9 protein-coding genes are annotated in these 13,986 nt (G+C 38.5%); 6 read left to right on the forward strand and 3 right to left on the reverse strand.

The annotated features are described in order from the left end of the window. Positions 1-136: 136 nt before the first annotated feature. The gene (locus tag QNH36_RS03245) at positions 137-2,143 is read right to left on the reverse strand and encodes a methyl-accepting chemotaxis protein (RefSeq protein WP_283904679.1); all 2,007 of its coding nucleotides are present in this window, start codon (positions 2,141-2,143) and stop codon (positions 137-139) included. Positions 2,144-2,458: 315 nt separating this feature from the next. Between QNH36_RS03245 and QNH36_RS03250 the strand changes: the two genes are divergently transcribed. The 3 genes from QNH36_RS03250 to QNH36_RS03260 all read left to right on the forward strand — a co-directional run bounded on the left by QNH36_RS03250 (position 2,459) and on the right by QNH36_RS03260 (position 5,178). Next, positions 2,459-3,439: a hypothetical protein gene (locus QNH36_RS03250; RefSeq protein ID WP_283904680.1), complete on the forward strand. Its 981-nt coding sequence runs from the start codon at positions 2,459-2,461 to the stop codon at positions 3,437-3,439. Positions 3,440-3,743: 304 nt separating this feature from the next. Continuing rightward, the gene (locus QNH36_RS03255; RefSeq protein ID WP_283905364.1) at positions 3,744-3,983 is read left to right on the forward strand and encodes a hypothetical protein; all 240 of its coding nucleotides are present in this window, start codon (positions 3,744-3,746) and stop codon (positions 3,981-3,983) included. 160 nt (positions 3,984-4,143) lie between these two features. Beyond that, positions 4,144-5,178, forward strand: a complete 1,035-nt coding sequence (locus QNH36_RS03260; RefSeq protein WP_283904681.1) for a hypothetical protein — start codon at positions 4,144-4,146, stop codon at positions 5,176-5,178. 792 nt (positions 5,179-5,970) lie between these two features. Here QNH36_RS03260 and mcrC read toward each other — a convergent pair. Then, positions 5,971-7,008, reverse strand: coding sequence for a 5-methylcytosine-specific restriction endonuclease system specificity protein McrC (mcrC, locus tag QNH36_RS03265; RefSeq protein ID WP_283904682.1), 1,038 nt, complete (start codon positions 7,006-7,008; stop codon positions 5,971-5,973). Then, a complete protein-coding gene (locus QNH36_RS03270) occupies positions 7,001-9,145 on the reverse strand; it encodes a DUF8426 domain-containing protein (protein ID WP_283904683.1) in 2,145 nt (714 codons plus the stop codon). Before QNH36_RS03270 ends, mcrC begins: the two co-directional genes overlap by 8 nt. Before the next feature lie 537 nt (positions 9,146-9,682). On the opposite strand from QNH36_RS03270, the gene QNH36_RS03275 reads away from it, so the two are divergent. The 3 genes from QNH36_RS03275 (at position 9,683) to QNH36_RS03285 (ending at position 13,985) form a co-directional block, all read left to right on the forward strand. Beyond that, on the forward strand, positions 9,683-10,873 hold the full coding sequence (locus QNH36_RS03275) for an FAD-dependent monooxygenase (protein WP_283904684.1): 1,191 nt from the start codon (positions 9,683-9,685) through the stop codon (positions 10,871-10,873). A 194-nt stretch (positions 10,874-11,067) separates the two neighbouring features. After that, entirely contained in the window at positions 11,068-12,579 is a 1,512-nt protein-coding gene (locus QNH36_RS03280; protein WP_283904685.1) for an MMPL family transporter, read from the forward strand. Next, positions 12,579-13,985 carry an efflux RND transporter permease subunit gene (locus QNH36_RS03285; RefSeq protein WP_283904686.1) on the forward strand — a complete coding sequence of 469 codons (1,407 nt, stop codon included), beginning with the start codon at positions 12,579-12,581 and terminating at the stop codon, positions 13,983-13,985. The genes QNH36_RS03280 and QNH36_RS03285 overlap by 1 nt, the downstream gene beginning before the upstream one ends. Position 13,986: the final 1 nt, after the last annotated feature.

Here is a 13,986-nt window from a genome sequence, read left to right on the forward strand (position 1 = left end):
ACTTCTGTGATTCGTATGGCTGCCCATTGGCCTAATTAAGAAAGTCCATACTTTATTGTGAAGTATGGACTCCTGGGTATTAAGCTTCTATATTCAGATCATTTTAATGGCTTACACAGATCAATGTAAGTTGTTATCAAATTTTAAACTGTTTGATCAATGCGGCTAATTCGGCACTGGACTCATTAAGCTCTATGGCAGATTGGGTGACTGAACCTAACGCACGTACCTGTTCATCAGTGGATGCACTAACCTGTTCAGATGAAGCTGCTGATTGTTCCGCAACGGAGGCGATGCTTTGAATGGATGCCACTACATCGTCTTTTAGCTCATTGATATTCGCTACATCCGCCTTTATTGTATCAATGGATTGAACAATATGATGAATGGTCTCAGAGATTTCGTTAAAAGCAATTTCTGTATGGCTGACTGCTTCGTTTTGCAAATGGGAAATTTTAAGCGTTTGTTCCATTTCCTTCACGACGATATTGGTTTCGCTTTCGATGGAGGAAATAGTGGTTTTAACTTGTTGTGCCGCTTTTGCGGACTGCTCCGCCAGTTTTCGGACTTCCTCTGCAACAACTGCAAAGCCTCTTCCGCTGTCGCCAGCTCGTGCTGCTTCAATACTTGCATTTAAAGCAAGCAGATTTGTTTGTTCGGAAATTTCCGTTATGGAATGGATAACCTGCTCTATTTCTTGAACTTTTGAAGCCAGCTTGTTAATGACATTGCCTACATTCTTAATGACTTCATCACTTTCTCCGGTACTATGCCTAAGGGACTTCATTTGTTCAAGTCCTTGATGATTTGTTTTCTCCGCTTGTTTTGATAGGCCTGTCATCTGATCCATGCTCTCCTGGACTTTTTCAATTTGCAGAGACAGGCTTACAGTACGATGATTTGCTTCATCAGAATCCTGGGCTTGCTGTGTAGCTCCTGCAGCCACCTCACCAATCGCTTTGGCCACTTCCTCACTTGCAGCGATGGTTTCTTCAGCCACAGCCGTTAAACTCGAAGCAGAATCATTTACGCTTTCAACTGAATGTTCTACAGATGAAATGAGTGTACGCATATTCTTGACCATCACATTGAAATGTTCGGTAAGCTGTCCGGTTTCATCCTTAGAATTTGCCACTACATTGACGGTCAGGTCGCCTTGAGCAACCTTTTGGACCCGGCTATTTAACAGCGTAATTGGATTGGCGATACTTCTTGCCAGGAAATAAGTAATGGCAAGACTGGCGAGAACGGTCAATGAAGCGATGATTAGAATCAAATTTCTTAGCTTTTGTGCACTTGCCAATAATTCGTTTGTTTCATACACCATTCCAATTTTCCAGTTTGTCTGGTCTAACGTTTGGTAAAATAGCTGGTTTTCTGTGTTGCTTTCCTCATATTTCTTAAAACCAGCGTCCTTTTCCTTCAATACAGAGAAATATGGTTTCTTACTCAAATCCTTGCCCTGTTCTTTTGGATGGACGAGTGCCATTCCATTGCTATCCAAAAGCAAGGAGTAGCCTTTATATCCTACTGCGGTCTTATTAATCATTTCTGACAAACCTGATAAGCTTAAATCTAATCCTACAACACCCAGGACTTGCTTCGATGCTGGATCTAAAACGGGTTTAACAACCGTAACCACATATTCACCCGAACTGGCATCAAGGTATGGTTCTGTCCAAAGTGCTTTATCCGGTGAATTAAGAGCAGCTGTATACCATGGCCGTCCAGTCGGATCAAAGTCCGCCGGCAAATCAATCACTGGGGTCGTTTTAAATTGTTTTGTTTCAGCCCCAACGTAAATAACAGCTACGTTTTGATTAAGTCCCATAAAATTCTCAAAATCACTACTCACAATAGGCCAATATGTTTCAATGCCTGTTTTTTCGTTCTGCTTCACTTCTTTTAAATATTCAACTATCCGGTTATCTTTGCTATAGCGGTCAACCGTACTGCCATAAAAATTAAGATAAAGATCGATATTACTTTTTAAATCGTCGATTTGAGATTTGGAGCTGGTATTTACATTAGATAGAATTTCTCTTTTCGTTTGAAAATACGTGAGTGCCGAGACTCCTATCAGCGTGACTGCAATAAGCACACTCATTGTAAGCATAATCTTCGTTTGAATTTTCTTAAACATTCTTTTGTCCCCCTAGTCCCTTTTCAAAAACAATTTCTTGTTTATTTATCGGAACAAAAGAAAGAGAATTTATAATTTTACTACTTGTAAAATAATACAGTAGTTTCCCACTTATACTCTAATTATTAATTTTCTATTTTTCTGTTCATGTTCCAATTACTATAAAGCCCGATTATCTAAAAATGCCCTCCTCATTTTGAAACTTTGATTTGTTTAACTGCTCAGCACGATTTCTTTGTAGAAAAATATTAAAATAATTCACTTTTACCCGATGCTTATATCGAAGTACATCGAATGAGAGGAAGGAACATGGGAATGAAAAAAATAATGACACCTTTATTTATCATGCTGCTGATCATCTCTGGATGCAGTCAGGCAAAGGAAGAAGAAAAGACTCAGGCGAATGAAGTTAAAGCAGTTGAAAAAACAGAGACAAATGATACTGAAACCAATGAAGTTGTTGAAAAAGAAGAGACTCCGCCAAAGGAGGAAATGACTTTTCAGCATTCTGATTATAAATATACTGTTCAGTTGGACGATCGATTAGGGGAAGATGTTATCTTTGAAGAAGATCCAGAAACGCATGGAGTGAAAACATTTATTTATTATATTGACCAATCATTGCTGAACGATAAAGTCTTAATTGGAACGATTGAATCTCAATCGGCAAATTCCAAAGAAGGCTTCATGAATGAAGAGTTGTATAAGCTTGTGAATTATGAGGATAGAGAGAATAATCTCGAATATGTATATACGGCAAATATGGAGGACCCCTATGTAAACCATTATCAATTAAATGAAGATGGTGATGCTTATCTTCCGCTTGGAGAAGCAACTAAGTATTTTAGAGCAATGGAATTAATCCATGCAAGCCTGATGAATTCAGATTTTTTTAATGGTTCAATTTATGTAAACCAAACCGTTCCGGCTCAACTGGATTCAAATCAGGAGGTAGGTCTTCAACTATCGAGGCAGTTCCATGATGACATAAAAGCCTGGTACGAAAGATTGAACAGTGCTGTGGCAACCGGATCACGCGAAGAACTCTATAGCACCAGGGAACAGGTAGCAACTGAAGTAATCGAGAAATATCCGGAGCTGAGGCAAATGCCATTCCCTTCTCAAGAAATAGGGAATAATATTGCAAACACTATTGAGTCTCTTTCATACTTGAGTCATGAACAATATGGGACGGATGCTGAAGTAAAGTATTTAAATGAAATTAATGGAGTAATGGCCATTGGCCAATGTGTAAATGTTATTCATGGCCAACTTGCAGAATTAGAGAACTTATAACTAGCTTTGTAACTTGCATTTTAGATGAAGATAGACAAGGGGACAGTTCTCGTGTCTCATAAAAGGAGAAAATATGTAAATATCAGAATCTGTAGAACCGTCCCCTGTCTCATAAAATTGATGCAAGGTAAAAATAGAAAGAGAAAGAAAAGATCCAGTTGAGTTGACCAGTTAATATCAAGCTCCTTAAGTCTTCTAAACCCGATGTTATCCAAAAGGGTGGTTCTTTTGTGTAATATGCTTTTGACCTGTCAAAAGCTTCATAAACTTCTCTATAAATTTGAAATGGGGAAATTCTAAGGTGATGGTTGAAAAGTATAACCTTAATGAACAAACGTTAAATTTTGTACGTGGTTTAGAAAAGAAAGTTGAAAAGAATAGAGTTTTTACAAATAAAGAGTTGGTCACGCTATTTGAATCATCCTCTTTCTATAACAAGGAGGTTCAATCTTATTATAAAACGGCAATGCAAAAATCTATCTGGTGGGCAGTTAAAAGGAGTAATACCTGGCTAATGGAGAGAGGAAGGTATACCAAACTATAGTATTGATGCGTTATATTAAAAATGACGAGAGACAATAGTTCCCTCGTCTATATATTTCGAAAATGCTAAAATTGGAATGGGTTTTATTAGGAATAAGGAAGGTATAGTATTTCAAAGAAGGGAAGGTTATCATGATATCTATTATAGAGGGGATGTAAAAATGGATAATGAGCAAAAAATTATTAATGTACAGAGCAACCTTACTTTTAAACAATCCTCTAATGACCCTACTTTGGAATTATCTAAAAAACAACTTAGTCAACGATACAATCTTAATTTAAATCAAGTGATAAATGGGTTTAGAAAAGTCCCGGCATTTTATGAGGCGCAAAAATTAATTAAAAAGGATAGTCTCTACAAAGTGATAATCCCTAAAGATATCAGTAAGAAATTGGAAGAGGGAAGTGCGGAGTGGAACTTTGATAAAACTGGGATGAAGTTACCAACTATAAAAGATCAAAATGGTTCTTTTGTTTGCCAAGTCAGATTAGAAGAAACGAATCCTATTAATTTTAGTAATCTAAATAATATAGCCTTACAATCAACAATGGCTGCAGTTTTAGAGCAATTGGAATTACTTAATGAACAAGTATCTGATGTGTTACGAGGCCAACTCACAGACCGAATTGGTGTAATCGAAGGTGCTATAGACACATATAAGCAAGCTTTGCTAGCTAATGACAAAATCGTAAGTAGGCAATTATTGACTCAGGCTGTATCTGAGTTGAATAAAGGAAGAAGGCAACTAATTGAATCCCTTGAAGCCCATACAAAATTTATAAATAAGTTACCTCAATCATCTTTTAAACAAATCTTCTATTCTTTATTTCATAGAGTCGATACAAATAAAATTGAAGGTGAATTTCTCGACACTCAGACTATATTTGACAGTATAATCAAATCCTCAAATTACCTTGCGCTAATTTATGAAGAATTGGGAGAAGTCAACTCATTAAAAGAATCCTTAATACCTTTGAAAGCATGTATTAATGAATATGCAGGTAAAATGGAAAAAGTAGCAGAATTTCTCCCATATAATCCTAAAATTGAAAAAGAAGATATGTGGTACAAAAACCCCGACAAAATTATAGAAATGATTGATTCCCATATCGACAAATTAGACTCGGAATATATAGAAATACGATTAACAGGCGAACAACTACTGTTAAAAAAGGAGGAAGTGAATCTTGAATAAATGTAAGAAATGCGGAAGGCCGTTAACTAAGAATGACCTTTTTTGTTCTCACTGTAAAACTAAAATAGGCAATATAACTGGGAGAATTGGTAAAGTGATTGGTCCGATTATACCCGCTGTTTTTTTTATCGTTAAGAAATTCAAAAAGTGAACTAGAAACATAGGGGTGATTCGTGAGTCATAATTGTGAATAAATAGTATGGCCGTGGAATTGTCCGGAACCACTGGGGGAATTGTCTAAATTGTTATAATCTCCTTTTACTATACTGCTGTTGTAACAAGGGTAATAAAGAAAAACGAAGAGAAAGAGGATAGCCCAATTCGATCCTCTTTCTTTTATCGCATTAATCGTTTATTTTGCTATTCTTCTTATGCTCATAACAATAAATCTTCAAATTGAATTTGTGGTTTGATAAATAATATGATTTAACTTTATCAGACACGGATTTATTGCAGATTGAACAAGTTGCTTGAGTGGTAATCTCTGTATTATCAGCCTTCAATGCCTGCTTGTGTGCTCGTCTAATGGCCGGGTCTTTTATATCTGCATTTAAAAAGACATCGTAAATCACCGAAATCTCCCTCTCGCTAAAGAGAAATAATACGGACTGCCGGACCTGAGGTTGAGCCAGCCGTTGGAAATTATAAATTAGTAAAGTGCGTGCTTGATAAAACACTAAGAGATCCAAAAATACGATAAGCAGTCCACGCTGCTTATCATATTTTTTTCCACTAACCTGCAATATTCTTCTGAGGATTGTTCGCCATATTTAAAGTAATGCCAGTGCACCTTTATTTTGTCCACATCATCTCACCAATCAAATCCAGCTGTTCTTTTATCTCCACCCAGTTCCCGCTTAAGTCGAGTGTTTTGACACTAACCCGGTTTCCGCCCATTTGATAATCGTTGTCAGGGGTGATGTCCTCATCCGTTTTGGCATATAGAAGCAGGCCGCTTACGTTTCCGCTGCCATGCCTGTCTTTATTTTTCACATAGGTATAGATCTGGTAAAGGTTGCTAGAGATAATGGTACTGTTATTATATAAAGAATTAGTCTGCATGCTCCTGCCGTAGTATTTGGCGTCGATAATGAGTGTTCTTGGACCGTGGGTAAGTGTTATATCCGATTTCATTGCAGGCAAGAAATCGATGATGCCGTCGTCAATAACCCAATCAATATAGGATGCTTTTGCGGAATATTGAGGGTATTCCTTTTGATAATATCCGAGCAGGAATTTTTCATAAAGCCTATGCATCTGCTGGTCGTCAAGAAACTGTTTCATTTTATACTCGCCATTTTCGGTACTTATGAGGAGACCTTTAATGACCAGTTCGCAAATATTCATGAGCATCTTGTAAGCAGCATTATGCCTATGGTAGTTTAATGAGCTCCATCTTATGGATTGAGGGTCGATTGTCCCGACATTTCCGAAAAATAACATTAGTTTTCGCAATTCCTTCTGGTTGGTTACTTTCACTTTGCCATGGCGAAGCAGGAGCAGCATTGTGGTCTTTAGAATTTGATTGAATAAAGTGTTTTCGGAAAACTCATCAAAGTGGCAAACCATCCTCCGCTTTAAAAAAGTGTTCTGCTTGATGGAAGCGGTCGAGTCAATTTTGCCGCGCAAATTTCCTGTCTCTTCTGTGTGGGACCTATAATTCTTATGCAGGCCCCGCTTAATTTGATTTGAGGTTCCGCGTATTAAAATGGCTGACATTAAATCATGAATGTTTTCAAACTGCTCTGAATGCAAGGACTTGTACTCGGTTTCGTTTAATGATTGATAAGCGTATGAAAGCATATAGTAAATATTTTTTATTTTAATCACGAATGGCACCCCGAAGTTTGGAGGACCAGTACTCAATCTTTGAAGATTCATCGAACCAGTATTCATTGAGAAGGGGGACGAGTTCGTATTCCACAAGTTCTTCAAGCCAGTCCTGGTCGATTTCCTGGTCCGTTGAGAAATAGCTATGGCCGACCCGGAAGCCGCTGCCTAAAGAAGCATCTTCATCAATTGCTTTATTGAGGGCGATGATCGTATCAATTAACCTATCAAAATTGCTGTTTGCTATGTTTTCCTGATACAGCTTAAATCCTTCGCTCTCAAAGGCAGGCTCAAATTCAAAAAAGGCAAATCGGCGGCGGAGAGCATAATCAATCATGGCAAGGCTTCTGTCTGCAGTATTCATCATGCCAATGATATAGACATTTTTCGGTACTGAAAATTGCTCATCTGAGTAGAGGAGTCTCAGTTCTTTTCCTCGTTTATCACTTTCTATCAACATCAGCAACTCACCAAAAATTTTACTCAGGTTTCCTCGGTTGATTTCATCAATGATAAAGAAATATGGTTGCTCATCCTCAGGCTCCGCTTCTTTGCAAAATTCATAGAAAGGCCCCTTTGTTAAGCTGAATCCTCTTTCGGTAGGGCGGTAACCCATAATGAAGTCCTCATAGCTGTAACTTTGATGGAATTGGATTGTCATGACCCGGCTTGTATCTTTAGCCCCAATGATGGAATAGGCAAGCCGCTCCGCAGCATACGTTTTCCCCACCCCTGGGGCGCCCATTAAGATGAGGTTTTTCTTTCTAAGTAGAAGATTTTTCAGGGTGTTGTATTGGTCTTCGTTCATATATACTTCAGACAAAAAGTCATCTACTGTATACTGCGGATACTGGGTTGGTTCAATATCACTTGTAATTTCATTTTGTTCTATATCGAACATTTCTTCGAGTTTCTTATAATAGTCTCTATATGGAGTAATATCTGTTAGTGTTTTCAAGATGATTTGCCCTTCATGGTCCCACTCGCCTTTATGGGTCCATTTCACCGAACGAATATGCTTATACTCATTTCTAATACTGTCATATCTATATTCTGAAGATACTTCCCCTCTGCCGATGATTTTCTTAATCCCTTTTTTCACAAAAATAATATCGCCGATTTTCATTTCATTGGCAAATTGCCAGGTAAGGTGACCGGCGTTTTTATAGGAAAATTCTTCGCCATAGATTTCCTTCATTTTCTCCTTCATGGCTTCCTTTGTTGAATATTGGGTTAAATCTCCAAGGCCATCCCAACCGACTCCCATAATTTCTTTGTTGTAGAACTCTTCCCACATTCTCGAACCTTCACCGGGGGCATACATCCAGTACCTTTTCTTATCTGGCACAGTTTGGGGATGAGGTTCTGGGTGGCCGCTTATTGGAACATGATGATAAGTCCCGTCAATAATGCTTTCAATCACCACTTCCTGTTCCGGTGTCACTCGAAAGTTGGTGGCTCCAGGATATGTTAAAATCTCCATCCTTTTTGTACGGTCATCCTTAAGCAAGGTTGAACGTTCCACAACGGGATCGATAAATTTACGATCAAGTTCAATATTTACGGCGAGATAGGGTTCGCGATTCAATTGCTCGCTTCGGTTGTATGGATCTTCCTCATCCGGTTCGGCCATATAGGGGTCATTAAGGATTGTTCCAGAGGCAACAATGCCAGCATTAGAGCCGGACAACCATATATAAACTTTATCGTCTTTCTTTATTTGCTTCTTGTTCTGATTAACAGCCCATGTAATTTCATCAAGATCTTGAACCGCTCCAATGACGTCATAATATTTGGGGTTGCCTTGAAAAATCCAGCAGGATGGCTGTTCAAACTCCTTTAAGAATTTTTCGTATTGAATCAGGCTGTTTGAAAATGCCCGGTTGCCAGCCGCCAAATCTACTTCATGAAAATTAGGAGCAGATGTAATTTTTTTATAGATTTCTTCGAAAGTGTTGGAAGATGTAATCCTGAATAAATCCTTTTCATTGAGGTCCTCTATTTCCAGTTTAGCGGCTGCATTTTTTAAAGCGGTTGTGTATGCATTAATGGTCCCTTTCTTATAAGGTTCCCCATTCGATTTCTTTTGCCGGCTCATCCAGTTCTGGAAAGCTGTTTTTAAATATGTATCTGACATCTGGAAATTCCTCCATTTCCAATTTATTAAACTAGTGAATATCTATATCATAGCAAAATGGGTGTTGTGTGAAAATTTAAAAAGTGAAGGATCCGGTCATTTTGGGTATGTAGAGGGACGGTTCTCATGTCTCGGGGGGTGTAATAAACTTTAAATTAATCGAAAATTTCACAACTGGTGGCAATGTATTCGTAGGTGGAGGAACATTTGTAGAATTAATTTTAGAAGTGAAAATATGTAAATTTTTGAGACAGCAGAAACGTCATTTTTTTAGACCAGAAGAAAGAAATGAATTAGTTAAATAAAAATAAGAGCAGGGTTTACATCTCGATAACAATCAAATATAATAAATGTAAGTTATCACTAACATTAGTTTGTGTTAGTGACTACTATAATGCACTTATAATAGAGTTCGTAATCTCTTTATCATTTCTGGTGATTAGCTACAGAGTATCTCTATTGTTAGGTGGTTAAAAAAAATTTTCACAGATAATGTTAGTTATAGCTAACATACTTTGTGGTATTGGAGGAATCAACATGAAAAACATCAAAACAGATGTATGTATTGTAGGTACAGGGCCATCGGGCGCATTACTTGGTTTGTTATTAGCTAAACAAGGACATGAAGTATTGCTTTTAGAGAAGTTCACTAATCTTGAACGGGATTACCGGGGAGAAATTCTTCAGCCATCTACCCTGCAACTGCTGGATCAGATTGATCTGCTCGAATATATACTGGAGCAGCCTCATAAGAAAATAGCACAAGGCGGGATCCATCATAAAGGAAAAAGAATAATGGAATTTAAAATGGATGACATTTCTAGAGAATACCCTTATGCCATCCAAATGGCACAATCAACATTCATTCAGGCATTACTAAAAGAGGCGGAAAAATTTCCGAACTTTAAAATGCATTTCAACTCTAATGTTAAAACCCTTTTAAAAGATGAAGACGGTCAAGTGATTGGAGTGCAAGGTACCATTGAAAAGGAGCCAGCAGAAGTTTTTGCTAAAGTAACGGTAGGCAGTGATGGAAGACAATCTACAATTAGGAGAGAAGCATCATTTAAGGAAGTTAATGAGCATCACCGCAGTAACTTAATATGGTTCACAATAGATTGGCCATCCCATTTACCTCATGAATTAATGTATATGTTTACGGGGAAAAATAATCTATTCATGATTCCAAAATACCCAGATAAAATGCAAATAGGATATACATTTACAAAAGAACAACAAGCCAGGGTAAAAGAAAATAACTATAAAGAGATTAAAGATCTTGTAATTGAACAAATTCCGGAATTAAAAGAACGGGTGGAAAACTCGAAGCAATTTGTCAAGCTTCAAGTCATTTCCTTGACATTGGATCATTGGGCTTCAGATGGATTAGTTTTGGTTGGTGATGCTGCTCATGTGATGACTCCGATTGGTGTAATCGGAATTAATGTGGCTTTAGCTGATTCTATTGTGGCTGCTGAAGTAATTACTGAAGCCCTTAAAGAAGGTGACTACTCGGTTAATAAGTTGTCAGAGATAGAAGAGAAACGCAAGCCCGAAGCCGATGAACTTCAAAGATTACAAATTAAGGTGGAATCATTGATTTTTACTACAAATCCTGTTGTATCCCAGTTGCGTCCATATCTCGTACAATTCATGTCCAAAACTCCGCTAGTCAACATTCTTATGAAAAAGTTTTTCTTCCCTGTAAATCAGAGAAAGGCAGGGTAAGTTAAAAAGGAGTTTTTTTAAGGGATATGTTAGTTATTACTAACGAACACAATCAGGAAAAGCAAGATTCGTAACGAATTTCAAATGTTATATAAAAACGGCCAATCAATGTTTTAACTAACATTCAATCAAAAGGTATAATAAAAATTTTCACAAAAACGTTAGTTTGTACTAACTTAATTTAGGGGGAAGCTATGAAAATCCTGATGTTTTTATCTGAGATGATCCGAAAGAATCCTATGAAGCTTATTATCCTATCTATTGTCGCTGTCCTGCTTTTTGCTGCTGGTGCGCCTGCAATGAAAATGGCTACAGGCAATGAAACTCTGATTGAGGAGGATACGAAAGCCTATAAGGATAACCTGGCATTGGAGGAAGAGTTTGGGGGTGAATCGATTCTTGTATTATACGAAGCTGAAAAATCTGAGGACCTTTTAACAATCGATACTGTTAACCACATGGCAGGATTGGAAAAGAAGCTGGGTTCTTATGAGGATATTTATACGGTTATAAGTCCTAATACGATGATCAATCAGATTTCTGTCAAGCAGTCCGAAAAATACAAGGAAGGTCTTGATGAAGTCATTTCTGGATTGGACAAAATGGGCAGCAGCTTGACTGATATAAGCAAAAAGCTGAACCAGAATACAGGAGGGCAGCCGCCCGGCGGAAAAAATATCGAACAGAACCTGGCTGAGCTAAACAATGGATTAAGCAAAATGATCGATGGGCAGAAAAGGCTATCTGCTGGAACTGCCCAGATGGCGAATGGCTATGCGGAAATGGGCGGGCAATTGCACGAGGCTGCTCTGAACATGCAAAAAGTCAGCGAGCAGCTGGGCAAATCGCTTGATTCAAATCCGCAACAGCAAAAACATGTTCAGCAGCTGATCCAGATGAGCAATCAGTTCGTCCAGCTGTCGCAAAAAATGAATGAAGCCTCCTTGAATGGTTCAAAAATGACGGCCATCCCTGAAAATACGATTAAAGGGCTAAACGGGATGCAACAGGGGCTTAATAGTCAAAAGGCGACCTTCAGTGAATTGAATAAGAAGCAAGCGAGCCAATTGAATGATTTAAAAACATTGTCTGCCGGACTTTCGGAAATGGGGAGCAATTTGAGCAAAATGAGCGAAAACCTGGAAACAATGGTTTCCTATTCGGATAATATGTCCCCGGGCCTTCCGAAACAACGAAAAACGCTGGATAAAATGATTTATGAAGAAAATGGTGACCTTCGCGATTTATTCAGTGAAGTGATCGTTGACGATAAGTACATGCTTTTCATCGTGAAGCTGGAAGGGAATGTTGATGACTCGGTGAAAAGTGAGATTTCAGGCGCGATTAAAGAATATCTGGATGATTATAAATTGGAAGACGTCGAAACGATGGTGTCAGGAAAGCCGGTGCTTGACGATGCGATCAGGACTTCAATGAAGGAGAGCATGCAAAAAATGATGGGTCTGTCCATCCTGTTCATGATCCTTGTTTTAACGCTCGTCTTCAAGGTCAGATGGAGATTGCTTCCGCTTGTGGTCATTTTGCTGGCGGTTGTCGCAACTGTAGGTTTGATGGGATGGCTGAGCATTCCGATGACAATGGTTTCAATGGCTGTATTCCCGATTTTAATTGGGCTTGGCATTGACTATGCGATCCAGTTCCAGAGCCGCTATTCAGAAGAAATGGACACAAGGGGTGAGGCATAATGGAAAAAAACAATAATCAGAAAAGCATTTTAAGTTTAAAACAAACCGTCAAACACATAGTGCCTGCTGTAATGACAGCCATTATTGCGACAGGACTTGGCTTTATGGCGCTGTTTACCTCACCTGTTCCCATGATCCAGGATTTCGGGAAAATGCTGACACTTGGAATCTTCATCAGCTTTTTTGCCGGCTTATTTATCTTGATTCCCATTCTATTTACAAGGGACCATTTTTTTGCAAAAGAAAGCAAGAAAGGTATCAAAACAGGTAAGTCGTCAAAAACAGAGAGATTACTTGAGGGATTGACAAAGAAAGTAATTTCTTTAAAATGGCTGGTCATCTTTCTAGCTCTATCAACGGCGGTTTTTGGCATATGGGGAGATTTAAAAGCAGGTGTAGAGACCGATGTAGAAACTTTCATGCCACAGGATACACAGGAATTAAAGGATATCCACAAATTAAGAGATATACTTGGAACAACCGACCAGGTAACGATTATGTACAGCACCGACAATGTACTGGATAAAGAAACAATCAACTGGACGGACCGAATGACAGAATCAATCAGTAATGAATTTCCTGAAGTAGTAGTAGAAACAAAGTCGATTGCAAGTGTCCTTGAACAGACAAATGACGGGAAGATTCCAGAGGATCCAGAGGGAATTGTAAATGATATGCCCGAGGATCAGGTTAAGCTGCTGGTGAATGAAGGACGGACTAAAGGCGTTATCACAGTTGGCATTAAACATCTTGAGGCGAGCGAACTGAAAGAGTTTATCGGCAATCTGGAGTCCTATGTTGAAGACAAGGAGCAGAATGGCATCGATACAACTGTTACGGGCAAATCGGTACTGGATGTTGAAATGGTATCTTCGCTGACAACCGGTCGTCATGAAATGACCTTGCTTGGAATTGGGCTTGTCTTTATTGGACTTTTGGCGATCTACAGACATCCCGTAAAGGCCTTTATTCCGCTGCTTCCCATTCTTTTCATTGTTGGGTGGTCTGGGGGCATCATGTATTTGTTTGATATAAGCTATACACCGCTTACTGCCACACTTGGCGCTTTGATTATCGGAATAGGGACAGAGTTCACGATTTTGATCATGGAGCGTTTTTATGAGGAAAGGAAAAAAGGTTTCTCTGGCATTGAAGCAATAATGATTGCCAACAAAAAAATTGGCAAGGCAGTTTTAGCTTCAGGGTTATCTGTAATAGGAGGCTTTAGTGCCCTTCTTGTTTCAGACTTCGTTATTTTAAGTAATTTTGGTATGATGACCTTAATAAACGTTTTCTTTTCACTGATCAGCACAATCATTGTCATGCCAGCCATACTGGTCCTTCTAGACAGGCTGGTAAAGACTAAAACGAAAGCTGAGAGGGAAGTGCAAACAAAAACGGGGTGAA

Origin of the sequence: Mesobacillus sp. AQ2 (assembly GCF_030122805.1) — a bacterium.
Lineage (GTDB): Bacteria > Bacillota > Bacilli > Bacillales > Cytobacillaceae > Mesobacillus > Mesobacillus oceanisediminis_A.